Consider the following 24,688-nt stretch of genomic DNA (forward strand, 5'->3'; position numbering starts at 1 on the left):
GCATTGCGATGAGCACCGACGATAAACGCATTCGCGAATTCGCCTATCAGATCTGGGAGTCGGAAGGGAAACCTGAAGGCCACGAAGAACGTCATTGGGAAATGGCGCGCAAGCTGGCCGAGGCCGAAGCGCTGGCACCCAAGAAGCCACCGAAAGCGGCGGGCAGCAAAGTGGCTGGCAAGACTACAGCCGCTGCAGCGAAAAGCACCGACGGCAAGACTCCGGCAACCGCCAAAGCCAAACCGGCAGCGAAAGCCAAGCCGGCGGCCACGCCCAAAGTAGTCCCGCCGGGCGAAAAGGCTACCGAGAAAAAGCCGCGAGCAGCGAAGAAGCCTCCGGCGAACTGACCCGATCCATTTTTGAACTGAATGACTGTGTGGCGAGCGTGCTCGCCACAAGGGGTTCTTGCGCCCTGAAGAAAGTCCCTTATTGGGAAAAACACACAACCCTGTGGGAGCGAGCCTGCTCGCGAAAGCGCTAGGCCAGTTGGTGAAAATGTCGAATGTACCGACGCTTTCGCGAGCAGGCTCGCTCCCACCAGGAAATCTCATTGCCTGAACTGTCCCGTTTTTTGCAGGAGCAATCATGACCCGTCCAAAGAAAGCCGAACCCGCTGCGCACGCCGAGCCGTCGAGAATCCGTGAAGGCCTGCCCTTCCCGCTCGGTGCGACCTGGGATGGTCTGGGGGTGAACTTTGCTCTGTTTTCCGCCAACGCCACCAAGGTCGAGCTGTGCATTTTCGACGATGCCGGCGAGGTCGAGCTCGAACGCATCGAGCTGCCGGAATACACCGATGAGATCTACCACGGCTACCTGCCGGATGCGCATCCTGGCTTGATCTACGGCTACCGCGTATATGGTCCTTATGACCCGGCCAATGGTCACCGCTTCAACCACAACAAACTACTGATCGACCCGTACGCCAAGCAATTGGTCGGCGAGCTGAAATGGTCGGAGGCGCTGTTCGGCTACACCATCGGCCACCCCGACGCCGACCTCAGTTTCGACGAGCGTGACAGCGCGCCATTCGTGCCCAAGTGCAAGGTCATCGACCCGGCGCACACCTGGGGCAACGACCATCGCGTCAGCGTGCCGTGGGACAAGACCATCATCTATGAAACCCACGTGCGCGGCATCAGCATGCGTCACCCGTCGGTGCCGGAAAACCTGCGTGGCACTTTCGGCGGTCTGATGGTTGACGACGTGCTCGAGCACATTCGCAAGCTCGGTGTTTCGTCTGTCGAACTGCTGCCGATCCATGCTTTCGTCAACGATCAGCATCTGCTGCAAAAGGGCATGACCAACTACTGGGGCTACAACAGCATCGCGTTCTTCGCCCCGGACCCGCGTTATCTTGCCAGTGGCAAGATTGCCGAATTCAAGGAAATGGTCGCGCACCTGCACGACGCCAACCTCGAAGTGATTCTCGACGTGGTCTACAACCACACCGCCGAAGGCAACGAGCAAGGTCCGACCCTGTCGATGCGCGGTATCGACAACGCCTCCTACTACCGTTTGATGCCGGACGACAAGCGCTACTACATCAACGATTCCGGCACCGGTAACACCCTGGACCTGAGCCACCCGTGCGTGCTGCAAATGGTCACTGACTCCCTGCGCTACTGGGCCAGTGAGATGCACGTCGATGGCTTCCGCTTCGACCTGGCAACCATTCTTGGCCGCTACCACGATGGTTTTGACGAGCGCCACAGCTTCCTCGTCGCCTGCCGTCAGGACCCGGTGCTGCGTCAGGTGAAAATGATCGCCGAACCTTGGGACTGCGGCCCCGGCGGCTATCAGGTCGGCAACTTTCCGCCGGGCTGGGTCGAATGGAACGACAAGTTCCGCGACACCGTGCGTGCGTTCTGGAAAGGTGACGACGCTCAGCTTGCCGATTTCGCCAGCCGCATGACCGCTTCCGGTGAGATGTTCAACCAGCGCGGGCGCCGGCCGTATTCGTCGGTGAACTTCATCACCGCCCACGACGGTTTCACCCTCAACGATCTGGTCTCGTACAACGACAAGCACAACGAAGCCAACGACGAGAACAACCAGGACGGCAGTAACAACAACCTGTCGTGGAACCACGGCGTCGAAGGTCCGACCGACGATCCGGAAATCAACGCTTTGCGCCATCGGCAGATGCGCAACTTCTTCGCTACCCTGCTGCTGGCCCAGGGCACACCGATGATCGTTGCCGGTGACGAGTTCGCCCGCACCCAGGACGGCAACAACAACGCCTATTGCCAGGACAGCGAGATTGGTTGGGTCAACTGGGACCTGAGCGAGGACGGCAAGGCCCTGCTCAAGTTCGTCAAACGCCTGATCAAGCTGCGCCTGACTTATCCGATCCTGCGTCGCGGACGCTTCCTGGTCGGCGAGTACAACGAAGACATCGGCGTCAAGGACGTGACCTGGCTGGCACCGGACGCCACCGAGATGACCACCGAGCACTGGCACGATGCGCACAACCGCTGCCTCGGCATGCTGCTCGACGGACGCGCGCAGGAAACCGGCATCCGCCGCAAAGGTGCCGACGCGACCCTGTTGCTGGTGGTCAACGCACACCACGACATCGTCAACTTCACCCTGCCGGAAGTGCCGGACGGCGGCTTCTGGACCTGCATGATCGACACCAATCAGCCGTCGATTCGCGGCCAGGAGCGCTTTGAATTCGGCCATGAATATTCGGTGACCGGGCGTTCGTTGCTGCTGTTCGAACTGCAACGTGACGAAGAAGATTGATATGGACTTTCAACATTATCTGGCCCGCCGTCCGCCAGATTACGCCGACACCAACGCCCTCGGCCGTTGCCTGAGGGCGATGGTCGAGGCCGGCCTCGACCGCTTGCCGTTACCTGGCAGCGGTCACACGCTGGAGCGCTTTCAGCGTCTCTCGGAAGTCGGTGGACACGATTTAGGCCTGTGCAAACTCTATGAGGGCCACACCGACGCGCTGGCGATCATCGAGCAATTGGGCGGTACGCCAACCCCGGGCAGCACGTGGGGCATGTGGGCCGCCGAACCGCCGCAGGCGCGGGTGAAAGTCACGCCGGCCGGGCATATGGTGACGCTGAACGGGCGCAAAGCCTGGTGCTCTGGCGCTGCGGTGCTCAGCCACGCCTTGCTTACCGCATGGGACGCGGACGGTCAGCAGCAATTGGTTGCAGTCGCACTCGATCAACCTGGCGTGACCATCACCGATCAAGGCTGGCAAGCGGTGGGCATGGCGGCCACCGGCAGCGTTGAAGTGCTGTTCGACAACGCCGAAGCGCAGGCCATCGGCAACCCCGGTGATTACCTGCAACGGCCGGGTTTCTGGCAAGGCGGGATCGGTATCGCGGCTTGCTGGTATGGCGCTTCACGGCGGATTGCCGAAGGGCTGCGTCAGCATTGCGCGCAACGCGATGAACCGCACGCCCTCGCCCATCTCGGTGCGACTGACACAGCACTGCAAGCGGCAGCCGATGTGTTGCGCTTCAGCGCGCTGCAAATCGATGCGCAGCCCGAGGCCGACGCTGAATTGCTCGCCCGCCGCGCCCGCGCCGTGGTTGAACAGTCTGCTGAACAGGTGATGCGTGAAGTCGGTCGTGCGTTGGGTGCCGGGCCGTTTTGTCAGGATCGGCATTTCGCCCGGTTGAGTGCCGACCTGCCGGTGTTTCTGCGCCAGAGTCACGCTGAACGCGACCTTGCTGCACTGGGCCAGCAGATTGCTGGTCAGTCCTGCGAGGTCTGGGCGTTATGAAGGACAACCCGATCGTTGGCCAGGGCACTTCATTGCAGCAATGGCAGGCTTCGCGGCGTCTGGCCGAGCTGCCGGCCATCGACATTCTTGACTTGGTACCGCTGGGTTCGCGAGCGGTGATCATCGCACCGCACCCGGACGACGAAGTGCTCGGTTGCGGCGGCATCATGCAGTTGCTGGCGGCAGCCGGACGGCCGTTGCAGTTGATCTCGGTTACCGATGGCAGCGCCAGTCACCCCGGCTCGCAGCGCTGGACAGTCGAGCGTTTGAGCGTGGTGCGCCCGCAGGAGTCTGCCGAAGCCTTGCGTCGTCTCGGCTTGCCGATGCACAGCCTGAAATGGCTGCGCGGCGGTTTTACCGATACGCAAGTGGCGGCGCAGGAAACCGAGTTGAGCGGATTCATCGCCGGTTATCTGCATGCCAGTGACGTGGTTTTCACGACCTGGCGCCAGGACGGTCACAGCGATCACGAGGCCGTCGGCCGCGCCAGTGTCGAAGCGGCGCGACGCGTTGGTGCGACCTGCCATGAACTTCCGGTCTGGACCTGGCACTGGGCAACCCCGGAAGACGCTTCGGTGCCATGGGAGCGGGCGCGCAAGATTCTCCTTTCACCGACGCACATCGCACGTAAACGCCACGCCGCGCACGCGTTCGCCAGCCAGTTGGAAGGCGACCGCGACGTCGGCCTCGGGCCGGTGCTCGGGCCCTATGTGCTCGATCGTTTGCTGCAACCTTTTGAAGTGGTGTTCCTGTGAGCGTCGATGATCGCTATTTCGACGGCCTGTTCGCGGGCAATGACGACCCATGGGCGTTTCGCCAGCGCTGGTACGAACAGCGCAAGCGCGCGATCACCCTCGCCGCCCTGCCCCGTCCGCGCTACAGGTCGGTGTTCGAGCCGGGTTGCGCCAACGGCGAACTAAGTGCAGAACTGGCCCCGCGCTGCGACCGCCTGTTGTGCTGCGACACGGCGAGCGCGGCGGTGAAGCTGGCGCGTACGCGCTTGAGTGTGTTCGAGCATGCCGAAGTTCGTCAGGGCCGCCTTCCGGCTGACTGGCCGGAGGAAAAATTCGACCTGATCGTATTCAGCGAAGTCGGTTACTACCTCGACGAAAAAGATCTGACAGAAATGATCCGCCGGATCAGTGAGTCACTGACCGCCGACGGCCAATTGCTGGCCTGCCACTGGCGCCCGCCGATCGAGGGCTGTCCGTTGAATGCGCGTCAGGTCCACGATCAGATCCACGATCAGTTGGCTTTGCCGCGTCTGGTGCTGCATCAGGAAGCGGATTTCATTCTTGAACTGTGGAGCCGCGAGCCACGCTCGGTGGCGGCCCTGGAGGGCTTGCGTTGATCGGTATCGTGATTCCGGCGCACAACGAAGAGGCGCTGCTTGATGAATGCCTGCGTGCAGCGTTGCGTGCCAGCCAGCATGCACAACTGGCCGGCGAGCCGGTGGAAATACTGGTCGTGCTCGACAGTTGCAGCGATGGCTCGGCGCAGATCGTCAGCGCTTATCCAGTGCTCAGCTTGCAGATCGATGCACGCAACGTTGGCGAAGCCCGCGCCGCCGGTGCGCGCCTGTTGCTCGAGCGTGGTGCCCGCTGGATCGCCTGCACCGACGCCGACAGCCGCGTCGCCGATGACTGGCTGGCGGCGCAACTGGGGCTGGAGGCTGACGCAGTGTGCGGCACGGTAACGGTCGAACACTGGCACGAATCGATCGATGAGGCGGCGCAGATTCGCTATCACCATCACTATCAGGCTCGCGATGGCCATCGACACATTCACGGCGCCAACCTCGGTGTCAGCGCCGAGGCTTATCGCCTGGCCGGCGGTTTCAAACCGCTGACCTGTGACGAGGACGTGCAACTGGTGCGTGCACTGGAGCGCAGCGGCGCCAATATCGCCTGGAGTCACCGACCGCAGGTGCACACCAGCGCCCGTCTAGACAGTCGGGCCAAGGGCGGGTTCGGTGACTTTCTGCGCAATCTGGCACAGCTGGAATAAAAAATTACGGATCAGATTGATCTGTGACGCGACGAATCGGCTGTCTTGAGCAATACTCTGCCTCGCAGTAATCCAAGGGTTGGAGCACTGCACCGTTGCTATTCATTTGCCTTCACGGGCCGCGATCAGCGTTGGCTGCTCACGACTGAGGGCGAGATACCACAAGGACGTCGCACTCATGAAATCGTCATTACTCAACGAACACGGCCTGCCGGCACAGATCTGGAACAGCGCGCCGCAACTCGACAATATTCCCGTCATCAACACCCACAGCCTGGTACCCGCCGGCGCCCGCGCCGTGGTCATCGCCCCGCATCCGGGCGATGAAGTGGTCACTTGCGGCGGTCTGCTGCAACTGCTCTCCAGCCTTGGCCATCCCCTGCAATTGCTCTCGATTACCGACGGTAGCGCCAGCCACCCCGGCTCGCGCCAGTGGTCGGAACAGCGCCTGAGCGTATTCCGTCCGCAGGAAAGCGTTGAAGCCCTGCGCCGCCTCGGCCTGCCCATGCACAGCCTGAAGTGGGTGCGCGGCGGCTTTACTGACAATGCACTGAGTGATCAGCAAAGCCAGCTCACCGAGTTCATCGGCCGTTACCTGCGACCGGGCGACGTAGTGTTCAGTACCTGGCGCAAGGATGGCCCGCCGGATCATGAAGTGGTTGGCCGGGCCAGTTTCGACGCGGCGCAGAAGGCTGGGGCGACCTACCACGATGTGCCGGTGTGGGCCTGGCACTGGCCGGAGCGCGACCAGCAGATGATTCCCTGGGAACGCGCGCGCAAGCTGCGTCTCGACACCTGGACAGTCGCGCGCAAGAGCCACGCCACCCACGCCTATGCCAGCCAGCTCAAAGGCGAACCGGCCATCGGCATCGCCCCGCTGCTGCCGCCGGTGCTGCTGGAGCGGATGCGCTTGCCGTATGAAATCGTCTTCTTCTGAACGGCGGAAGCTCAACATACCTGTGGGAGCGAGCCTGCTCGCGAAAGCGGTGTGTCATGTGTCAGATGTATTGAATGTGATGAAGTCTTCGCGAGCAGGCTCGCTCCCACATTGGCCCAGCAGTGAATCATCGTAAGGAACTGCCACCCCCTCAAACCAGTCGCATGAACAGGCATGGCCCAATTCAGAGGAGTGAACGTGTCCAGCGATCCCAAGCGTCAAGCGGTCGACGCGCCAGTCATTCATCGCCTGCGGGTACTCACGGTCAACACCCACAAGGGCTTCACCGCGCTGAATCGGCGGTTCGTTCTACCGGAGCTGCGCGAAGCGATGCGCAGTACCTCGGCCGATCTGGTGTTTCTGCAGGAAGTGGTGGGTGAACACGAACGCCATTCCAGCCGTTACAACGACTGGCCGCAGACGTCGCAGTACGAATTCCTCGCCGACAGTATGTGGAGCGATTTTGCCTACGGGCGCAACGCCGTTTACCCCGACGGCCACCACGGCAACGCGCTGCTGTCGAAATACCCGATCCGCGAATATCGCAACCTCGACGTGTCGATCACCGGGCCTGAACGGCGCGGGCTGTTGCACTGCATTCTTGATGTGCCTGGGCATGCCGAGGTGCATGCAATCTGTGTGCATTTGAGTCTGCTGGAAAGCCATCGACAATTGCAGTTGCAACTGCTCTGCCAGTTGCTTGAATCTCTACCCGACGATGCGCCGGTGATCATCGCCGGCGATTTCAATGACTGGCAGTTGCAAGGCAACGCCGCCCTCGCCCGTCGCGATTATCTGCATGAAGCCTTTGAGCGCCATCATGGGCGCCCGGCGAAAACCTATCCCGCGCGGTTTCCCTTGCTGAGGCTTGACCGGATCTACCTGCGCAATGCCAGCAGCCATGACCCACGCATCCTTGGCAACAAGCCATGGACGCATCTTTCCGATCACTTGCCTTTAGCAGTTGAAGTGCACCTGTAGCTGCATTTTTGACAGCAATTAAATGACAGGCCTTCCCGGCAACCAACGCTCGGAAGGACCTTTCGTCGGCGGCAAAAAACCGTCAGCCGCCTGCTTCGCAAGCGTTTTTCCATGCAAACAAACACTTAGTTATGTGCAGAAAAACAAACGCTTGCAAAGGCTGATTTAAGCACGCCATTCATCGTGCATTTTCTTGACGCGCAGGCGTCACTCTTCTTATCTCTACCTTACTACCCCCGGAATCACTACTGGGGCTGACCTTCCGGCACTCGCGAAATCGAGCAGCCGCGGTTCGCCCCGCTCTATTCGGTCGCCCCTCGTTCGGGGTAGGAGAGACGCCAAACACGAGATGACGCATGCGCTTGCAAGGTAGACCTCCATGAAAACTTCACTGACCCCACTCGAACTGAAAATCACCCTTTGCACAGTGTCAGGTTCACTGCTGCTGTGCTCGTCCATGGAGGCGCATGCGGGATCTGCGGCGGACGAACCCGCGTGGTATCGCGCCGACATACCGGTGCTGACCCTGCCAGTAACCGTGATAACACCCGGACCACTGCCATTGAGTCAGCAGAGTTCGCGCCTGATTACTGAGGATCTTGCCCCATCTGCCTGGGACGAGCTGTACGGCAAAAGCGCTCGGCAAGCACAGACCGACGCACTTTCATCCGGTTATGCGATGGCCGCTGGCGAGTTCAAAGGTCCGGCCGTGGTCACGTTGAAAAGCGCTAACGGGACCACTCAGACCCTTGGTCTCATAGGTGGCGACAATCAGGTCCAGCTGAATGCCGATGGTGCGCTGACCCGACGTGCCCTCGCCGACCGCAACACTGACAGCCTCAACCTGCAAGGCCAGAGCCTCGGCGCCTATTACAGTCTGGTGGGTGCGCAAGGCTGGCACGTCGACCTGTCGGCCAGCGGCGGTCGGGTCAGCGGCTTCAGTCGCACTGCGCAAGGTAATCGGCAAGCCACCGAAGGCAACGCGATGACCTTTTCCGTTGAAGGCGGTTATCCGATCGGCTTGAGTGACAACTGGGTGGTCGAACCACAGGCGCAACTGATCAACCAGCGCATCAGCCTCGACGCGCCTTATGCAGGCTCGGGCAACGCCTCGTCGACCGACCTCACCGCGTGGAGTGGCCGCGTCGGTGCGCGGTTGAAAGGCAGTTATGACTTGAACGGGTTGCCTGTTGAACCCTACGTGCGCACCAACCTTTGGCACACCGTTTACACCGGCAGCACGGTGACGCTCGATCAGGTCGACAAGATCAGCAGCAGCCGCAAGTCTTCGACAGTGGAATTGGGTTTGGGCCTGGTGGCGCGGGTCACGCCGGCGGTAAGCCTGTACATGAGCGCCGATTACAGCAGCGATGTGGATGACAATGATCTGAACGGGATCATCGGCAGCCTCGGCGTGCGGATGCGCTGGTGATCTGCTGAACGCTGAAGAACCTTGTGGGAGCGAGCCTGCTCGCGAAAACGGTGCCACCCTCAACATCATTGTTGACTGACATGGCGCCTTCGCGAGCAGGCTCGCTCCCACAGCTGCTAGCCCTGCGGCTTGAGAATCAACACCGCCAACGGCGGAAGATTCAGTTCCAGCGACAACGATTGACCATGACTCGGTACTTCATCGGTCAATGCCCCGCCACCATTGCCATAGTTGGAGCCGGCGTAAATGTCGGCGTCACTGTTGAACAGCTCGGTCCAGCGCCCGGCAAACGGCACGCCGACGCGATACGACTGGCGCGGTACCGGTGTGAAGTTGGCAACCACCAGCACTGGCGAGCCGTCCTTACTCCAGCGCAACCACGCGTAAACGCTGTTGATCGCATCATCGCCAATCAACCACTGGAAGCCTTGCGGCGCGTCGTCCTGATCGTGCAGTGCCGGCTCTTCGCGATACAGCCGGTTGAGATCGCCCACCAGTTTCTGCACGCCTTTGTGCTCGGAATACTGCAGCAGGTACCAGTCCAGCTGCTGATCATGGTTCCACTCGCGCCATTGGCCAAACTCGCAGCCCATGAACAGCAGCTTCTTGCCCGGATGCGTCCACATGAAGCTCAGATAGGCGCGCAGGTTGGCAAATTTCTGCCAGCGGTCGCCGGGCATCTTGTCGATCAGCGAGTGTTTGCCATGCACCACTTCGTCGTGTGAAATCGGCAGGATGAAGCGCTCCGACCAGGCATAGACCAGACCAAAGCTCAACTCGTTGTGGTGATGGGCGCGGTACACCGGGTCCTGCTGGATGTAGTGCAGCGAATCGTGCATCCAGCCCATGTTCCATTTGTAGGAAAAGCCCAAGCCGCCCTGCTGGGTGCTCTGGCTGACGCCCGGCCATGCGGTGGACTCTTCGGCGATCACCAGCGCACCCGGCGCTTCCAGTTCAACCACGTCGTTCAAATGACGCAGGAAGTCGATGGCTTCCAGGTTCTCCCGACCGCCGTGGCGGTTCGGCACCCATTCGCCAGCCTTGCGCGAATAATCGCGGTATAGCATCGAGGCCACGGCATCGACACGCAGGCCGTCGATGTGGAAGTGTTTCAGCCAGTGCAGCGCCGAGGCCAGCATGTAACCGTGCACTTCGGTGCGACCGAGGTTGTAGATCAGCGTGTCCCAATCCTGATGGAAGCCTTCCAGTGGGTTGCCGTATTCGTACAGCGCGGTGCCGTCGAACTGCGCCAGACCATGGGTATCGGTGGGGAAATGCGCCGGTACCCAATCGAGGATCACACCGATGTCGGCCTGGTGACAGGCGTTGACGAACGCGGCGAACTGATCCGGTGTGCCGTAACGTGCGCTCGGCGCGAACTGCGAAAGCAACTGGTAACCCCAGGATCCACCGAACGGGTGCTCCATGATCGGCATCAGTTCGATGTGAGTGAATCCCAGCTCTTTGACATAAGGAATCAGCCGCTCGGCCAGTTCCGGCCAGGTGTACTGGCGCGCGACTTCGCCGAGATCATCCAGCTCGCACTGCCACGAGCCGGCGTGCAACTCATAGATCGACAGAGGCTTGGAGCGCTGCTGGCGATCCTGACGGGAATTCATCCACTCGTGATCCTGCCAGTCGATTTGCAACGGCGAGGCGACTTTCGAAGCAGTGTCCGGCGGCAGGCTGGTGGCCAGCGCCATCGGGTCGGCCTTGAGCGGCAGAATGCCGTGGGCGCCGAGGATTTCGTACTTGTACAACTCCCCCGCTTGCAGGCGAGGGATGAACAACTCCCACACGCCCGAAGGATGGCGCAGGCGCATCGGGTGACGACGACCGTCCCAGACGTTGAAATCGCCAACCACCGAGACACGGCGGGCATTCGGTGCCCACACGGCAAAGCGCACGCCGTCCACGCCATCAACGGTTTTCAGCTGTGCACCGAGGCAAGCGCTGAGGTCACGGTGATTGCCTTCGGCGAACAGATACAAATCCATTTCCCCGAGCAACTGACCAAAGCTGTACGGATCTTCGGCGACCTGCTCGCCACCAGCCCAGCGCGTGCGCAACAGGTACGGTCGCGCCTGATCGAAATGGCCTACAAACAACCCCGGCGTCTCGGTCATCTCCAGCGGGCCAAGCTCTTCGCCGCTGTCCTTGTCCAGCACCGCGACACTCAGCGCACCCGGCAGATAAGCGCGGATGAATTGCCCGCCGGCGCCATCGCCGTGCGGGCCGAGAAGGGAAAACGGGTCCTGATGTTCGGCGCGTACCAAGGCATCAATGTCGCGTGCCGAGGGTAACAATGCTTCCTTTACCACACCCTGTTCCTTGTTCGAGAAACTCATGACTACTCTCCACCAAGATCGGAAAAGGGTTTAAGCCCTGTCAATAATCCATACAAGCCGTGCAATGGCACGGGCAGCCACGTTGGGCGGTTTTCCGCCTCGTAGGCCACTTCATAAGCGGCTTTTTCCAGGCCGAACAACGCCAGCGCGGCGTCGGCCCCCTGAGGATCCTGCCAGGCATGCTCAAGACTAGCTGCTGCCTCGCGGTATGCCTGGACAAATGCCTCGCGTGCTTCGCGCAGATAACGCTCGGCGACACGTTTACGCGCCGCTTCGGCTTCGACGCTGTTGTCGACGTTGTGCACATTGATGGTCATCGCCGCTGCGTAATCGAACGAACGCAGTACGCCGCTGACATCCTTGTACGGGCTGTGCTTGCCGCGACGCTCACTCAACGGCCGCGCCGGTTCGCCCTCGAAGTCGATCAGGTAGGCATCGCCCTTGATCACCAGCACCTGACCCAAATGCAAGTCGCCATGCACCCGGATGCGCAAGCCGCCAGTGGCTTTCTTCGCCAGATCCTGCACATGGGCAAGAATGGTTTTCTTCTCGTCGAGCAGACGCTTGACCAGTTTCTGGTCCGCCGCGTTCAACTCGCCTTGATGCTGCTTGAGCAATTTCAAGGCATGTTCGACCTGGGCGGTGACATCCTTGGCCGTCGCGGCCATGTCCTTGCTCGACGACACTTGCGGCGCAAAGTCGGCGTTGTCGGTTGGCGCAGCGAGCACCTGATGCATCTCGCCCAGACGTTGGCCGAGCATGCCGGCGAAGTCCTTCAGCTCGCCGAGCGCGTTGTAATGCTGCTCCTGCTCGGACATGGCGTCGGCCAGTTCATCACGGAGCGCCCGTTCCAGGTTGTTCTGCGTCCATTCCCATGCATCGCCCTGATTGCTCAGATAACCCTGAGCGATCATCAACAGATTGTCTTCCCCCTGCGCGTCGCGGCGAATCACCGAACCCAGCAGTGGCGAGATATTGGCAAACCCGGCCTCGGTCAGGTAAGCGCTCATTTCCAGTTCCGGGTGTACGCCAGAAGCCACTTTGCGTATCAGCTTAAGCACCAGGCTGTTGCCGACAACCACGGAGCTGTTCGATTGCTCGGCCGACAGGTAGCGCACATCCGACTCGGCGCCGAGGCCGAGTTTTTCCAGATGATCTGTCTGTTCGAAGCGGATTTCGCCTTCGATCGACTCCAGTACGGTGTTGTTCTGCATGCCTTGCAGAACGGCGCGGACGAAGGTTTCCAGACTGAACGCATCGGTAATCAGGCCGACCTGACGCACACGGCGTACACGCGATAGCGCCAATTGCTGCGGCAACGGCGGGCCGACATGGTCTTCGGCAATGAAGCCGAACGGCAGTTGATAACGGTTGGTCTGGCCACCGCTGGTGACTTCGATTTCGCTGAGCAGCACTGGATGCTGGGCGTCGCCGAAACGCACGCCATAAGCCAGATTGACCTTCTCGATCGCCGCGTCCTTGCCGGCGAACCAGCGACGGTTCTGCAGCCAGCTCGGCAGAATGCTTTGCTCCAGCGTGTTGCGCGACGGTGCTTCGAGCAGCTCTTCCATGCGTTTTTTCAGTACCAGCGTGGTGAAGTCCGGCAGGCTCTGCGCCGGTTCGACGTGCCAGCTCGGCATCTGGTTCTCCGTTGCCAGCGCGAACCAATAGAAGCCGTACGGCGCCAGGGTCAGAAGGAAATTCAACTGGCCGATCGGCGGGAACGCGTTACCGCCGAGCATTTCCACCGGCACCATGCCGACGTACGCCGACAGATCCAGCTCCACTGCTTGCGCACTGCGCGAGACGTTGGCCACGCACAGGATGATTTCGTGCTTGCCATCAACATCGGTGTATTCGCGGGTATAAGCCAGCACGCGACGGTTGGCCGGCGAGAGCATTTTCAACGTGCCACGGCCGAAGGCTTTCGATTGCTTGCGCACGGCCAGCAGGCGCCGCGTCCAGTTCAACAGCGAATGCGGATCGCCGGACTGGGTTTCGACGTTGACCGACTGATAGCCATACTGCGGGTCCATGATCGGCGGCAGTACCAGACTGGCCGGATCGGCGCGGGAGAAACCGCCGTTGCGGTCGATCGACCACTGCATCGGCGTACGCACGCCGTCGCGGTCGCCGAGGTAGATGTTGTCGCCCATACCGATTTCGTCGCCGTAATACAGAGTCGGCGTGCCGGGCATCGACAGCAGCAGGCTGTTGAGCAGTTCGATGCGGCGACGGTCGCGTTCCATCAACGGTGCGAGACGACGGCGAATACCGAGGTTGATCCGCGCGCGACGGTCAGCCGCGTAATAATTCCACAGGTAATCGCGCTCACGGTCGGTGACCATTTCAAGGGTCAGCTCATCGTGGTTGCGCAGGAAAATCGCCCACTGGCAATTCGCCGGAATTTCCGGGGTCTGCCGGAGAATGTCGGTAATCGGGAAGCGATCTTCCTGCGCCAACGCCATGTACATGCGCGGCATCAGCGGGAAGTGGAAGGCCATGTGGCATTCGTCGCCATTGACCCCAGCGGCATCGGTGTCACCGAAATACAGCTGAGTGTCTTCCGGCCACTGATTGGCCTCGGCCAGCAGCATCCGGTCGGGGTAGTTGGCGTCGATCTCGGCACGGATCTGCTTGAGGACGTCGTGGGTCTCGGGCAGGTTTTCGTTGTTGGTGCCGTCGCGCTCGATCAGGTACGGAATCGCGTCGAGGCGCAGGCCGTCGATGCCCATGTCCAGCCAGTAGCGCATCACCGACAACACGGCTTTCATGACTTGCGGGTTATCGAAGTTCAGATCCGGCTGGTGCGAGTAGAAGCGGTGCCAGAAGTACTGACCGGCGACCGGGTCCCAGGTCCAGTTGGACTTCTCGGTATCGAGGAAGATGATCCGCGTGCCGTCGTATTTCTGGTCGTCATCGGACCAGACGTAGAAATCCCGCGCCGCCGAACCCGGCTTGGCTTTACGCGCACGCTGAAACCACGGGTGCTGGTCGGAGGTGTGGTTGATGACCAGTTCGGTAATCACCCGCAGACCGCGCTTGTGCGCTTCGGCAATGAAGCGCTTGGCGTCGGCCATGGTCCCGTAGTCGCTGTGCACGCCACGGTATTCGGCGATGTCGTAGCCGTCGTCGCGACGTGGCGAGGGGTAGAACGGCAGCAGCCAGATGGTGTTGACGCCGAGGTCGGCAATGTAATCGAGTTTGGCGATAAGCCCGGGAAAGTCGCCGATCCCGTCATTGTTGGAGTCGAAAAACGATTTGACGTGAACCTGATAGATCACCGCGTCCTTGTACCAGAGCGGGTCTTTGATGAAGGCGGCTGCCTTGGGTTTCTTCGCCATGTGGAACTCCTGTTGAATACTTTATGGGCGTCCCACGACGATCGTTCCCACGCTCTGCGTGGGAATGCCGCCATGGACGCTCTGCGTCCGCTTTGGGACGCGGAGCGTCCCGGGATCCATTCCCACGCAGAGCGTGGGAACGATCATTACGTGGCGCTGATCCGCCAAATCCCGAACGGCTGATACGCCGGGTCAATGCGCATGAACTGATATTTGCCGTGCCAGTCCCAGCGATGGCCGTTCATCAAATCTTCGCCATGGGTGGTGGCATCGTCCGGCAGGCCCATTTCCCACAGCGGCAGTTCGAAATTCGCTTCCTGCACGTTATGCGGATCGAGGCTGACTGCGACCAGAATGAAATTGCTGCCATCGGCGCTGCGCTTGCCGAAGTACAGAATGTTGTCGTTCCAGGCGTTGTAGATTTTCAGACCCAGATGCGTGTGCAGCGCCGGGTTCTGCCGGCGGATGCGGTTGAGCTGAGCGATCTCGGCAATGATGTTGCCCGGCGCGGTGAAGTCGCGGACACGGATCTCGTATTTCTCCGAATCCAGGTATTCCTCTTTGCCCGGCACCGGCGCCGATTCGCACAATTCGAAACCGGAATACATGCCCCACAGCCCCGAACCCATAGTCGCCAGCGCCGCGCGAATGAGGAAACCGGGACGCCCCGACTCATGCAAAAACGCCGGGTTGATGTCCGGGGTATTGACGAAGAAATTCGGCCGGTAGCATTCGCGCCACGGCGACTGGTTCAGCTCGGTGAAGTATTCCGCCAGCTCGGCCTTGGTATTGCGCCAGGTGAAATAGGTGTAGCTCTGCGAATACCCGACCTTGCCCAGACGCGCCATCATCGCCGGCGTGGTGAAGGCCTCGGCGAGGAAGATCACTTCCGGATACAGCGTGCGCACATCGGCGATCAGCCATTGCCAGAACGGCAGCGGTTTGGTGTGCGGGTTGTCGACGCGGAAGATTTTCACGCCTTCCTTGACCCAGCCGACGACGATGTCGCGCAACTCGACCCACAGGCTCGGAATCGCGTCCGGCGCATAGAAGTCGACGTTGACGATGTCCTGGTATTTCTTCGGCGGGTTTTCGGCGTATTTGATCGTGCCGTCCGGGCGCCAGTTGAACCAGCCCGGATGCTCTTTGAGCCACGGGTGATCCTGAGAACACTGGATGGCGAAGTCGAGAGCGATTTCCAGGCCATGGTCGGCGGCGGCGGCCACCAAACGGCGGAAATCTTCACGGGTGCCGAGTTGCGAGTGAATCGCTTCGTGGCCACCCTCTTCGCTGCCGATCGCGTACGGACTGCCGGGATCGTCCGGTCCGGCAGTCAGGGAATTGTTGCGGCCCTTGCGGTGGGCGCGGCCGATCGGGTGAATCGGCGTGAAGTACAACACGTCGAACCCCATGTCCTGAATCATCGGCAGACGCGAGTGCACATCGTTGAAAGTGCCGTGACGCTGGGGATCGTCGGTGATCGAGCGCGGAAACAGCTCATACCAACTGGCGAATTCGGCCAGTTCACGCTCGACGTCCATGGGGAATTCGGCGCTGATGCTGAGGTAGGCACGGTGATCGGCCTGAGCCATCAGCTCTGCACTGCGCGAGTGCAGAAACAGTGCGACCTGCTCGGTTTCGAGCAGGCCGGACAATTCATGGTGCAGCGCCGCGAGCTGCTCGCTGAGCTGGCCTTCGCTGCGTTCGGCGGCCTGTTGCACCATCGTGCGGCCTTCCTGCAACTCCAGAGAAACCGGCACCGCCGCGCTGTGCTTCTTTTCCAGTTCGTACTGGAAGCTGGCGAAATGGTCGATCCACGCTTCGATGCAATACAGGTAGCGGCCCTGCTCTTCGGGGCGGAACTGGCCTTGCCAGGTGTTATTGCCCTGATCGGACATGACCTCGGTCTGCCAGGTTTCCTGGCCTTCCTCGCGCCAGCGGATGCGCACGGCGAGCTTGTCATGGCCGTCGGCAAAGACTTTGCTGGTCACCACCACTTCGCGCCCGGCAATCGATTTGGCGGCGAACTGGCCGCCGTCGAGAGTCGGCATGGTGTTTTCGATGACGATACGTGGCAGCAGCAACGCCTGCGACAGCGGCATGTGCGGGTTGTAACTCAGCTCTGAAGGTCTTTCAGCAGTCATTGAGCATCTCTCCTTAACGCCCCAAGGACGCTCTTGTGCCGGAACAGTATTCGCGACAAAGCGCCGGCCCTGTCATGAACTCACTTAGGTTCCGAGCAACCGGCGCGGGGAAAAGTTCAGATGAAATTAACAAGACAAACCTGCGGATCGAATTTGTCGTGGCCGGGTCAACTCACTTAAGCACGTCCCACGCCATGTGCCATACGGAGGTCACCTGATGAGCATCCCGATCCCGGCGGAAACGCCCGATCCGAACATCGACAAACCCACCCTGCCGGATACCGAACCGCCACCGGTGCCCGAGCAAGAGCCGCCAGGCACCACGCCACCACCGAAAGAAGAGCCACCGAGCACGATGCCGCCGGTGATCGTCTGACCCTTGCCCCCTGATCGTCCCCATGCTCCGCGTGGGAATGCAGCCCGGGACGCTCTGCGTCCCATCCAGAGCCGAACGCGGAGCGTCCGTTGAAGCATTCCCACGCGGAGCGTGGGAACGATCATCAGCCGGCGGGGAGTCAGAGGTGGTCGTTCTTGTCGACATCCTTTTCGAACACTCTGACCACGTACGGCATCACACTGAAGATCGCCAGCGCCAGAATGGTACTGAGCAATGCCGTCGCTTCCTTGCCCAGCCCCGCCGCCACGCCGATCGCCGCCGTCATCCATAAGCCCGCCGCCGTGGTCAGGCCTTTGACATGGGCCTCGTCGCCCTGTTGATTTTTCAGAATGGTCCCGGCGCCGAGAAAGCCGATCCCGGCAATCACGCCCTGCAAGACCCGACTCATGGCATCGGATTCTGCGCCCGAGGTCTGCGGCACCAATACGAATAGCGCAGCACCCAATGCCACCAGCATGTGCGTGCGCACGCCCGCTGCCTTGCCTTTATGCTCGCGCTCAAATCCGAGAATCCCGCCGAGAATCGCCGCCATCACCAGACGTACGGTGATCCGGGTCATTTGCGAGGCGTCGCCGATATCGGCAAATTCGGCTTGCATCGTGGCCCACACTTCATCCCACCAGTCTTCCATCGTGCCTCCCTTGTTATTGGCTTGATAAGCGATGGACAACAGCGACCATTAATCGGTTGCGCAGAACGATCGGCGCGCTGCGCTTCCTAATGTGCAGACCTCCCTCGAACAAGGACTGCCGCCATGCCCGTGCGAATCGATGAATCCAACCCCGAGCAGAAAGTGTGTTTTTTTACCGTCGAGCATGGTGAGGAAATTCGCATCTGCGACACACTCGAAGTCCTGACCGATAGCGACAAAGCCATGTCGTTCGTGGAAATCGAAGGCAAACGTACCTACATCACCGAAGCAGAAGCCGATGCCTTGACCGTCGCCGGGGCCAAGGACGGGCGCAAACATCTGAAGGCCGATGACAGTGATTCGGTGGTTTGATTGATCTCGATCAACACCCGTCGCAGACGCCTGCAATAGGCGTTTGCGCCTTGCCTGGCAGGTTGCTTCAAGTTGTCGCAGGCAGTGCGCCAAACCTCATCTGATCCGCTTTTTATTGCCAAACCTGAGTCTGTTCTGCAAACAGATCGGCGCTCATAGTGCATCGGCCTGATGGAGGCTGATGAGCGAACGAACATGAGCGAGCAAATCCCCGTCCGAACCGTAGAAGCATCGCCAACGATAAAAAGCGTACCCGCGCGCCCTTTGAAAGCGACCGCCGGACCCACCGACAAGCAGATCCATACCCGCAGTTTCACCGGCCTGTTCCGCAACTTGCGTATGAGCGGCGCCGGCGTTCTGTTTGTGCTGTTTTTCGGCACCGTGTGGCTGAACTGGGGCGGTCGGCAGGCGGTGCTGTGGGATCTGGCGGAAAGCAAATTCCACATCTTCGGCGCGACGTTCTGGCCGCAGGATTTCATTCTGCTCTCGGCGCTGCTGATCATTGCTGCGTTCGGACTCTTCGCCATCACCGTGTTTGCCGGTCGCGTCTGGTGCGGTTACACCTGCCCGCAGAGCTCGTGGACGTGGATCTTCATGTGGTGCGAGAAGATCACCGAAGGCGAGCGCAACCAGCGCATCAAACTGCAAGCGGCGCCATGGAGCCTGAACAAACTGGCGCGGCGTGCCGCCAAGCACACGCTGTGGCTGGCAATCAGCGTGATCACCGGCCTGACCTTCGTCGGCTACTTCACCCCGATCCGGCCGCTGGCCGAAGAACTACTGACCCTGCAGATCGGTGGCGTCAGTCTGTTCTGGGTGCTGTTTTTCGCCGCCGCCACGTACATCAACGCCGGTTGGCTGCGTGAGGCCGTGTGCATGCACATGTGCCCGTATGCGCGGTTCCAGAGTGTGATGTTCGACAAGGACACGCTGACCATTGCGTATGATGCTGCCCGTGGCGAAAACCGTGGTCCGCGCAAGCGTGATGTGCGCCCGGTAGAAGCCGGTCTGGGTGATTGCATCGACTGCCAGTTGTGCGTGCAGGTCTGCCCGACCGGCATCGACATCCGCGATGGCTTGCAAATGGAATGCATCGGCTGCGCAGCATGCATCGACGCCTGCGATTCGATCATGGACAAAATGCATTACCCGCGCGGCCTGATCCGCTACAGTTCCGAGCGCGAATTGCAGGGCGGCAAAACCCATCTGCTGCGTCCGCGTTTGATTGGCTATACGGCGGTGTTGTTGTTGATGATCGGAGCGTTGGCGCTGGCATTGATCGAGCGGCCGATGGTGTCGCTGGACGTGACCAAGGATCGCGGGTTGTTCCGCGAGAACGCTCAAGGCCAGATCGAGAATATTTATTCGCTGAAAGTGATCAACAAGACTCAGCAACGGCAGGATTACCGGTTGAGTCTGGTTGATGGCGACGGGTTTGAGTTGCAGGGCAAGACGGCATTGAGCCTGGCGCCCGGGGAGATTGTCGATGTACCGGTGTCGGTGGCAATGACCACCGAGCGCCCGGCGAGCAGTTCGCAGACATTGAGTTTCAGGATTGAAGACAGTGACGAGCCGCAGGTATACAGCGTGGCGAAGAGCCGGTTTGTGGCGCCGATGAATCGTTGATTGCCCTTAGACTGCGGTGCTTTCATTCGCGAGCAGGCTCGCTCCCACAGGAAATCGCGGTCGTTGTGGGAGCGAGCCTGCTCGCGAATGGAGGCGACGCGATTCCTTATAGACCCCATTCGGATCCACCATGAAACGCTACGAAAAATTCGCCGATGACATCGCTGAACTGATCCGCTCCGGCGTCCTCGGGCCTGGCCAGCGGGTACCGTCGGTGCGCTATGCCAGCCAGGCTTACGGGGTCAGCCCGTCGACCGTGTTCCAGGCCTATTACCTGCTCGAACGCCGTGGCCTGATCCGCGCCCGGCCGCGCTCTGGTTACTTCGTCAACGCCCATACGCCGAGCACATTCTCCGAGCCGGTGATCAGCAGCCAGGTCAACGAATCCACCGAAGTCGACGTCAGCGAGCTGGTGTTCTCGGTACTCGATTCGATCAAAGACCCCAACACCGTGCCCTTCGGCTCGGCCTTCCCCAGCCCGACGCTGTTTCCGCTGCAACGCCTGTCGCGCTCCCTGGCCAGCGCCGCGCGGGAGATGGATCCGCGCATGGTCGTCACCGATATGTCGCCGGGCAACCCGCAACTGCGCCGGCAGATTGCTCTGCGCTACATGGTCGGCGGGCTGATGCTGCCGATGGAAGAGCTACTGATCACCAACGGCGCTCTCGAAGCGCTGAACCTGTGCCTGCAAGCAGTGACCGAGCCCGGCGATCTGGTGGCCATCGAGGCCCCGGCGTTTTATGCCTGCCTGCAAGTGCTGGAGCGCCTGAAGCTCAAAGCCGTGGAAATCCCCGTGCACCCGCGTGACGGCATCGACCTCGGCGTGCTCGCGCAAACTCTGGAACGCCATCCGATCAAGGCCTGCTGGTGCATGACCAGTTTCCACAACCCGATGGGCGCGACCGTGCCCGAGGCGAAGAAACAGGAGCTGGTCGAACTGCTGCGTCAGCATCAGGTGCCGTTGATTGAGGACGATGTCTACGCCGAGCTTTATTACGGGCAACAGGCGCCAAAACCGGCCAAGGCTTTTGATACTGAAGGATTGGTCATGCATTGCGGCTCGTTCGCCAAAAGTCTCGCCCCCGGCTACCGCATCGGCTGGGTGGCGGCCGGGCGTTTCGCGCAGAAGATCGAGCGACTGAAGCTGATGACCTCGCTGTGCGCTTCGATGCCGACGCAAGCGGCAATTGCCGATTATCTGCAACACGGCGGCTACGATCGGCATCTGCGCAAACTGCGTTATGCCCTGGAAGAACAGCAGAGCGCGATGCTCGCGGCGATTGCCCGTTACTTCCCGGCGCAGACCCGCGTCAGCCAGCCGGCGGGCGGCTACTTTCTGTGGCTGGAATTGCCGGAGCAAATGGATTCGCTGAAGCTGTTCCAGATGGCCCTGGCACAAGGCATCAGCATCGCGCCGGGGCCGATATTCTCACCGACCCAGCGTTTCAGAAATTGCATTCGCTTGAATTACGGCAGCCCATGGACCGAGGAATCGGAAAAGGCCATGGAGACGTTGGGGCGGATTGTGCGGTCGTTCTGAGGGATAGATGTTGTCTGGACTGGCCCCTTCGCGAGCAGGCTCGCTCCCACAGTTGATTTGTGAATACAGAACCAATGTGGGAGCGAGCCTGCTCGCGAAGAGTCCGGCATTAACACTGCAAATCCACTGGTTTACCGCCCACCCCCCAAATCAACAAACGTCCCGGTCGCATACGACGCCTTGTCCGACAGCAACCAGACAATCGCCTCCGCCACTTCATCCGGCCGCCCGCCCCGGGCCATGGGAATCGCCGACTCGAGCTTGCTGACCCGATCCGGGTCGCCGCTCAGGGCATGGAAGTCGGTGTAGATGTAGCCCGGACGCACTGCATTGACGCGAATGCCCTCACCCGCGACTTCTTTCGACAGACCGATGGTAAAGGTGTCGAGCGCGCCTTTGGATGCGGCGTAATCAACGTACTCGTTCGGCGAACCGAGGCGTGCCGCGACCGAGGACACGTTGACGATGCTGCCGCCCTGCCCGCCGTGTTTGGGCGACATGCGCAGGATCGCGTGCTTGGCGCAGAGGATCGGCGCCAGCACGTTGGTTTTCATGATTTTGAGGATGCGGAATTCGGACATTTCATCGACCCGCGACTTCTGCCCGACGGTGCCGGCGTTGTTGACCAGCGCGGTAACCCGGCCCAGTTCGGCGTCGACGCGCTGAAACATCGCGATCACTTCGTCTTCGATGCTGACATCGGCGCGGACCGCGATGGCCTGGGCGCCCAAGGCGCGAACCTGCTCTAGTACGTTGTGTGCGGCCTGTTCATCCGACTGATAGTTGATGCAGATCCGGTAGCCCTGTTCGGCTGCCAGCAATGCCGTAGCCGCGCCGATTCCGCGCCCGCCACCGGTGATGACAATGACTTTATCCATGCTGGCCTTCCCCCACGTGCACACGTAACAGTCGGGGGAAGAATAACTGCGATTGGCGGGTTTTGCATGTGGCGCCTATTCGGGCGCCTTCGCGAGCAAGCCCGCTCCCACAGGGTCTCTCAGACCACCGCCAGCCGTTGCCCGCGCACGATGTCCTGCATGAAGCGCTCCGCCGGCATCGGGTGGCCAAGCAGATAGCCCTGCAGCGAGTCACAGCCCAGTTTGGTGAGGAAATCCTGTTGCGCGCCGGTCTCGACACCCTCGGCGACAATCCGCAGGTCCAGGGCCTGCCCCAGCGCAACAATCGCCGAGACGATCGCCGCATCATCGCTGTCATGCTCCAGATCGCGGACGAAACCGCGGTCGATCTTCAGCTCATTGGCCGGCAAACGCTTGAGGTACATCAGGCTGGAATAACCGGTGCCGAAGTCGTCGATCGACAGGTCGACACCCATGTCCGACAGCTCTTGCAGCACGGTCATGCTCGCATCGGCGTCGCTCATAGCTGTGGTTTCAGTGATTTCCAGGGTCAGGCTGTTGGCCGGCAAGTGGTGGGTCGCCAGCGCCTTGGCCACGCTTTGCACCAGCCCGGCATGGCAGAACTGCAAGGCCGAGAGGTTCACGGCGATGCGCCAGTCGGTGTAACCGAGTACGTACCACTCGCGCATCTGCCGGCAGGCTTCGTTGAGCACCCATTCGCCCATCGGAATGATCAACCCGGTTTTCTCCGCCAGATCAATGAACTTGTCCGGCATCAACATGCCATGCAGCGGATGCTTCCAGCGCAGCAGCGCTTCGGCACCGACGGGGCGACCGTTGGCGGCGTCGAATTTGGGCTGGTAATGCAGGCAGAACTGGTTGTGCTCAATGGCCGCGCGCAGGTCCTGTAACAGTTGCAGTTGTTTGCGCGCGTTGGTGTTCATCGACGCATCGAAGAAGCTGTAGCCGTTCTTGCCACCGCCCTTGGCGTGGTACATCGCGGCGTCGGCGTTCATCAGCAGTTCCTGGGCGTTGGCGCCGTTGCCCGGATACAGGGCAATGCCGACGCTGGCGGAAATCTGCAGGTCATGCTCGGCGACGCGGAACGTGCGACCGATCAGGCCGACCTGACGCGCGGCCAGGCTCAAGGCGTCATTGGGCTCGCTCAAGCGCACCAGTAAAACGAACTCATCGCCACCGATCCGCGCCAGGGTGTCCTGGCTGCGCAAGTCTTCACGCAGACGCGCGCCGACCTCACGCAGCAATTGGTCGCCCATGTGATGGCCGAATGCGTCGTTGACCGGTTTGAAACCGTCGAGGTCGATGAACATCAAGGCGAAGCAGCCGCCCTGCTCTTCAACTTTTCTGATCGCCTGATTGATGCGGTCGTCGAGCAACATGCGATTGGGCAGGCTGGTCAGCGGATCGTGCAAGGCCAATTGGGTGAGTTCGCGATTGGCCACCGTCAGCGAGTGCGCCAGATCAGCGGTGCGCGCTTCGAGGCGGGCGTCGAGGATCGAGGTCAACAGGGCAATCGACAGCACCGCCAGCGTGGTGACCACGACCAGGCTGTCGAGGCCGTTGCCCTTCAAGCCATTGAGCGTCGCGCCGCAGAAACTGCCGTCAGGAAATTGCGCCGCCGCCATGCCGGTGTAGTGCATGCCGACAATCGCCACCCCCATGATCACCGCGGCGCCAGCACGAATCAGCCGCACATAGGGCGAATGCTGGCGCAGGCGAAAGGCAATCCACAACGCCGCTGCCGAGGCGCCGACGGCGATCAGCAGGGAGGCGCTGAACAATGTCGGGTCGTAATCGATGCCCGGGGTCATGCGCAGCGCGGCCATGCCGGTGTAGTGCATGGCGCTGATGCCCGCTCCCATGATCAACGCACCGAAGGCCAGTTGCGCCAGTGGCAGTTTCGGTTGGCTGACCAGCCACAACGCAAAACCGCAGGACAGCACCGCGATCAGCAGCGACAGCGCAGTCAGGGTGAAGTCATAGCCCAGGTCGATCGGCAATTTGAAGGCGAGCATGCCGATGAAATGCATCGACCAGACGCCAACGCCCATCGCCAACGCCCCGCCCGCCGTCCAGAAATGCACGGCCCGGCCTTTCGCCGTGGCGATGCGCCCGGTGAGATCGAGCGCCGTGTAGGAAGCCAGAATGGCCACGCACAACGAAATGAAAACCAGGGTGAAGGAGTAGCTGCCGATGAGCATGGACGTTCTCGTGACAAGCCGAAACCGTACTGCTTCCATTCTCGGTCGGGCAAATGCGGCGATTGTACTGATTGCGCGAAATAACGCACTGACAAAGTAACCAAA

The 24,688-nt window shown here is 60.9% G+C and carries 19 protein-coding genes; 13 read left to right on the top strand and 6 right to left on the bottom strand.

Features of this window, described 5'->3' with window-relative positions:
- Nucleotides 1-8: 8 nt before the first annotated feature.
- The 9 genes from J5M66_RS12245 (at nucleotide 9) to J5M66_RS12285 (ending at nucleotide 9,102) form a co-directional block, all read left to right on the top strand.
- A complete protein-coding gene (locus tag J5M66_RS12245) occupies nucleotides 9-347 on the top strand; it encodes a DUF2934 domain-containing protein (RefSeq protein ID WP_123442544.1) in 339 nt (112 codons plus the stop codon).
- 238 nt (nucleotides 348-585) lie between these two features.
- Nucleotides 586-2,745 carry a glycogen debranching protein GlgX gene (gene glgX, locus J5M66_RS12250; RefSeq protein ID WP_041480983.1) on the top strand — a complete coding sequence of 720 codons (2,160 nt, stop codon included), beginning with the start codon at nucleotides 586-588 and terminating at the stop codon, nucleotides 2,743-2,745.
- A 1-nt stretch (nucleotide 2,746) separates the two neighbouring features.
- Complete coding sequence (locus J5M66_RS12255; protein WP_024012877.1) at nucleotides 2,747-3,745, top strand: acyl-CoA dehydrogenase; 999 nt, start codon at nucleotides 2,747-2,749, stop codon at nucleotides 3,743-3,745.
- The gene (locus tag J5M66_RS12260; RefSeq protein ID WP_207809147.1) at nucleotides 3,742-4,500 is read left to right on the top strand and encodes a PIG-L family deacetylase; all 759 of its coding nucleotides are present in this window, start codon (nucleotides 3,742-3,744) and stop codon (nucleotides 4,498-4,500) included. Before J5M66_RS12255 ends, J5M66_RS12260 begins: the two co-directional genes overlap by 4 nt.
- Nucleotides 4,497-5,096: an SAM-dependent methyltransferase gene (locus J5M66_RS12265; protein WP_071172362.1), complete on the top strand. Its 600-nt coding sequence runs from the start codon at nucleotides 4,497-4,499 to the stop codon at nucleotides 5,094-5,096. The genes J5M66_RS12260 and J5M66_RS12265 overlap by 4 nt, the downstream gene beginning before the upstream one ends.
- Entirely contained in the window at nucleotides 5,093-5,752 is a 660-nt protein-coding gene (locus J5M66_RS12270) for a glycosyltransferase (protein ID WP_130929877.1), read from the top strand. The genes J5M66_RS12265 and J5M66_RS12270 overlap by 4 nt, the downstream gene beginning before the upstream one ends.
- A 178-nt stretch (nucleotides 5,753-5,930) precedes the next feature.
- Complete coding sequence (locus J5M66_RS12275) at nucleotides 5,931-6,689, top strand: PIG-L family deacetylase (protein ID WP_123442547.1); 759 nt, start codon at nucleotides 5,931-5,933, stop codon at nucleotides 6,687-6,689.
- A 198-nt stretch (nucleotides 6,690-6,887) separates the two neighbouring features.
- Complete coding sequence (locus tag J5M66_RS12280; protein WP_016774637.1) at nucleotides 6,888-7,670, top strand: endonuclease/exonuclease/phosphatase family protein; 783 nt, start codon at nucleotides 6,888-6,890, stop codon at nucleotides 7,668-7,670.
- A gap of 379 nt (nucleotides 7,671-8,049) precedes the next feature.
- Nucleotides 8,050-9,102: an autotransporter outer membrane beta-barrel domain-containing protein gene (locus J5M66_RS12285; protein WP_207809149.1), complete on the top strand. Its 1,053-nt coding sequence runs from the start codon at nucleotides 8,050-8,052 to the stop codon at nucleotides 9,100-9,102.
- 116 nt (nucleotides 9,103-9,218) lie between these two features.
- On the opposite strand, the gene glgB is transcribed toward J5M66_RS12285, so the two are convergent.
- The 3 genes from glgB to J5M66_RS12300 all read right to left on the bottom strand — a co-directional run bounded on the left by glgB (nucleotide 9,219) and on the right by J5M66_RS12300 (nucleotide 16,938).
- Nucleotides 9,219-11,450, bottom strand: coding sequence for a 1,4-alpha-glucan branching protein GlgB (gene glgB, locus J5M66_RS12290; protein ID WP_207809152.1), 2,232 nt, complete (start codon nucleotides 11,448-11,450; stop codon nucleotides 9,219-9,221).
- Between the two features lie 2 nt (nucleotides 11,451-11,452).
- Nucleotides 11,453-14,794 (bottom strand): maltose alpha-D-glucosyltransferase, encoded by a 3,342-nt coding sequence (gene treS / locus J5M66_RS12295; protein WP_207809154.1) that lies wholly within the window; start codon nucleotides 14,792-14,794, stop codon nucleotides 11,453-11,455.
- A gap of 146 nt (nucleotides 14,795-14,940) precedes the next feature.
- Nucleotides 14,941-16,938, bottom strand: coding sequence for an alpha-1,4-glucan--maltose-1-phosphate maltosyltransferase (locus J5M66_RS12300; RefSeq protein ID WP_016774633.1), 1,998 nt, complete (start codon nucleotides 16,936-16,938; stop codon nucleotides 14,941-14,943).
- 217 nt (nucleotides 16,939-17,155) lie between these two features.
- On the opposite strand from J5M66_RS12300, the gene J5M66_RS12305 reads away from it, so the two are divergent.
- Entirely contained in the window at nucleotides 17,156-17,314 is a 159-nt protein-coding gene (locus J5M66_RS12305; protein WP_163012245.1) for a hypothetical protein, read from the top strand.
- A gap of 139 nt (nucleotides 17,315-17,453) precedes the next feature.
- Here the strand turns inward: J5M66_RS12305 and J5M66_RS12310 are convergent, their stop codons facing one another.
- Entirely contained in the window at nucleotides 17,454-17,966 is a 513-nt protein-coding gene (locus J5M66_RS12310; RefSeq protein WP_016774631.1) for an MgtC/SapB family protein, read from the bottom strand.
- Nucleotides 17,967-18,089: 123 nt separating this feature from the next.
- On the opposite strand from J5M66_RS12310, the gene J5M66_RS12315 reads away from it, so the two are divergent.
- The 3 genes from J5M66_RS12315 (at nucleotide 18,090) to mapR (ending at nucleotide 21,504) form a co-directional block, all read left to right on the top strand.
- Nucleotides 18,090-18,338 carry a DUF3203 family protein gene (locus J5M66_RS12315; protein WP_016774630.1) on the top strand — a complete coding sequence of 83 codons (249 nt, stop codon included), beginning with the start codon at nucleotides 18,090-18,092 and terminating at the stop codon, nucleotides 18,336-18,338.
- Nucleotides 18,339-18,533: 195 nt separating this feature from the next.
- Nucleotides 18,534-19,964, top strand: coding sequence for a cytochrome c oxidase accessory protein CcoG (ccoG, locus tag J5M66_RS12320; RefSeq protein WP_207809155.1), 1,431 nt, complete (start codon nucleotides 18,534-18,536; stop codon nucleotides 19,962-19,964).
- A 130-nt stretch (nucleotides 19,965-20,094) separates the two neighbouring features.
- Nucleotides 20,095-21,504 carry a GntR family transcriptional regulator MpaR gene (gene mapR / locus J5M66_RS12325; RefSeq protein WP_207809157.1) on the top strand — a complete coding sequence of 470 codons (1,410 nt, stop codon included), beginning with the start codon at nucleotides 20,095-20,097 and terminating at the stop codon, nucleotides 21,502-21,504.
- Between the two features lie 131 nt (nucleotides 21,505-21,635).
- Here mapR and J5M66_RS12330 read toward each other — a convergent pair whose 3' ends face one another.
- Nucleotides 21,636-22,382: an SDR family oxidoreductase gene (locus tag J5M66_RS12330; RefSeq protein WP_123442552.1), complete on the bottom strand. Its 747-nt coding sequence runs from the start codon at nucleotides 22,380-22,382 to the stop codon at nucleotides 21,636-21,638.
- Nucleotides 22,383-22,501: 119 nt separating this feature from the next.
- Nucleotides 22,502-24,583, bottom strand: a complete 2,082-nt coding sequence (locus J5M66_RS12335; RefSeq protein ID WP_024012869.1) for an EAL domain-containing protein — start codon at nucleotides 24,581-24,583, stop codon at nucleotides 22,502-22,504.
- Nucleotides 24,584-24,688 lie beyond the last annotated feature (105 nt).

Origin of the sequence: Pseudomonas sp. 67(2021) (assembly GCF_017491835.1) — a bacterium.
GTDB classification, from domain to species: Bacteria; Pseudomonadota; Gammaproteobacteria; order Pseudomonadales; family Pseudomonadaceae; genus Aquipseudomonas; species Aquipseudomonas atacamensis.

What these genes read in the sequence shown, in the direction of transcription:
- J5M66_RS12245 (WP_123442544.1), top strand. Translation starts at nt 9, where the DNA reads ATGAGCACCGACGATAAACGCATTCGCGAATTCGCCTATCAGATCTGG.
- glgX (WP_041480983.1), top strand. Translation starts at nt 586, where the DNA reads ATGACCCGTCCAAAGAAAGCCGAACCCGCTGCGCACGCCGAGCCGTCG.
- J5M66_RS12255 (WP_024012877.1), top strand. Translation starts at nt 2,747, where the DNA reads ATGGACTTTCAACATTATCTGGCCCGCCGTCCGCCAGATTACGCCGAC.
- J5M66_RS12260 (WP_207809147.1), top strand. Translation starts at nt 3,742, where the DNA reads ATGAAGGACAACCCGATCGTTGGCCAGGGCACTTCATTGCAGCAATGG.
- J5M66_RS12275 (WP_123442547.1), top strand. Translation starts at nt 5,931, where the DNA reads ATGAAATCGTCATTACTCAACGAACACGGCCTGCCGGCACAGATCTGG.
- J5M66_RS12285 (WP_207809149.1), top strand. Translation starts at nt 8,050, where the DNA reads ATGAAAACTTCACTGACCCCACTCGAACTGAAAATCACCCTTTGCACA.
- glgB (WP_207809152.1), bottom strand. Translation starts at nt 11,450, where the DNA reads ATGAGTTTCTCGAACAAGGAACAGGGTGTGGTAAAGGAAGCATTGTTA.
- treS (WP_207809154.1), bottom strand. Translation starts at nt 14,794, where the DNA reads ATGGCGAAGAAACCCAAGGCAGCCGCCTTCATCAAAGACCCGCTCTGG.
- J5M66_RS12300 (WP_016774633.1), bottom strand. Translation starts at nt 16,938, where the DNA reads ATGACTGCTGAAAGACCTTCAGAGCTGAGTTACAACCCGCACATGCCG.
- J5M66_RS12305 (WP_163012245.1), top strand. Translation starts at nt 17,156, where the DNA reads ATGAGCATCCCGATCCCGGCGGAAACGCCCGATCCGAACATCGACAAA.
- J5M66_RS12310 (WP_016774631.1), bottom strand. Translation starts at nt 17,966, where the DNA reads ATGGAAGACTGGTGGGATGAAGTGTGGGCCACGATGCAAGCCGAATTT.
- J5M66_RS12315 (WP_016774630.1), top strand. Translation starts at nt 18,090, where the DNA reads ATGCCCGTGCGAATCGATGAATCCAACCCCGAGCAGAAAGTGTGTTTT.
- ccoG (WP_207809155.1), top strand. Translation starts at nt 18,534, where the DNA reads ATGAGCGAGCAAATCCCCGTCCGAACCGTAGAAGCATCGCCAACGATA.
- mapR (WP_207809157.1), top strand. Translation starts at nt 20,095, where the DNA reads ATGAAACGCTACGAAAAATTCGCCGATGACATCGCTGAACTGATCCGC.
- J5M66_RS12330 (WP_123442552.1), bottom strand. Translation starts at nt 22,382, where the DNA reads ATGGATAAAGTCATTGTCATCACCGGTGGCGGGCGCGGAATCGGCGCG.
- J5M66_RS12335 (WP_024012869.1), bottom strand. Translation starts at nt 24,583, where the DNA reads ATGCTCATCGGCAGCTACTCCTTCACCCTGGTTTTCATTTCGTTGTGC.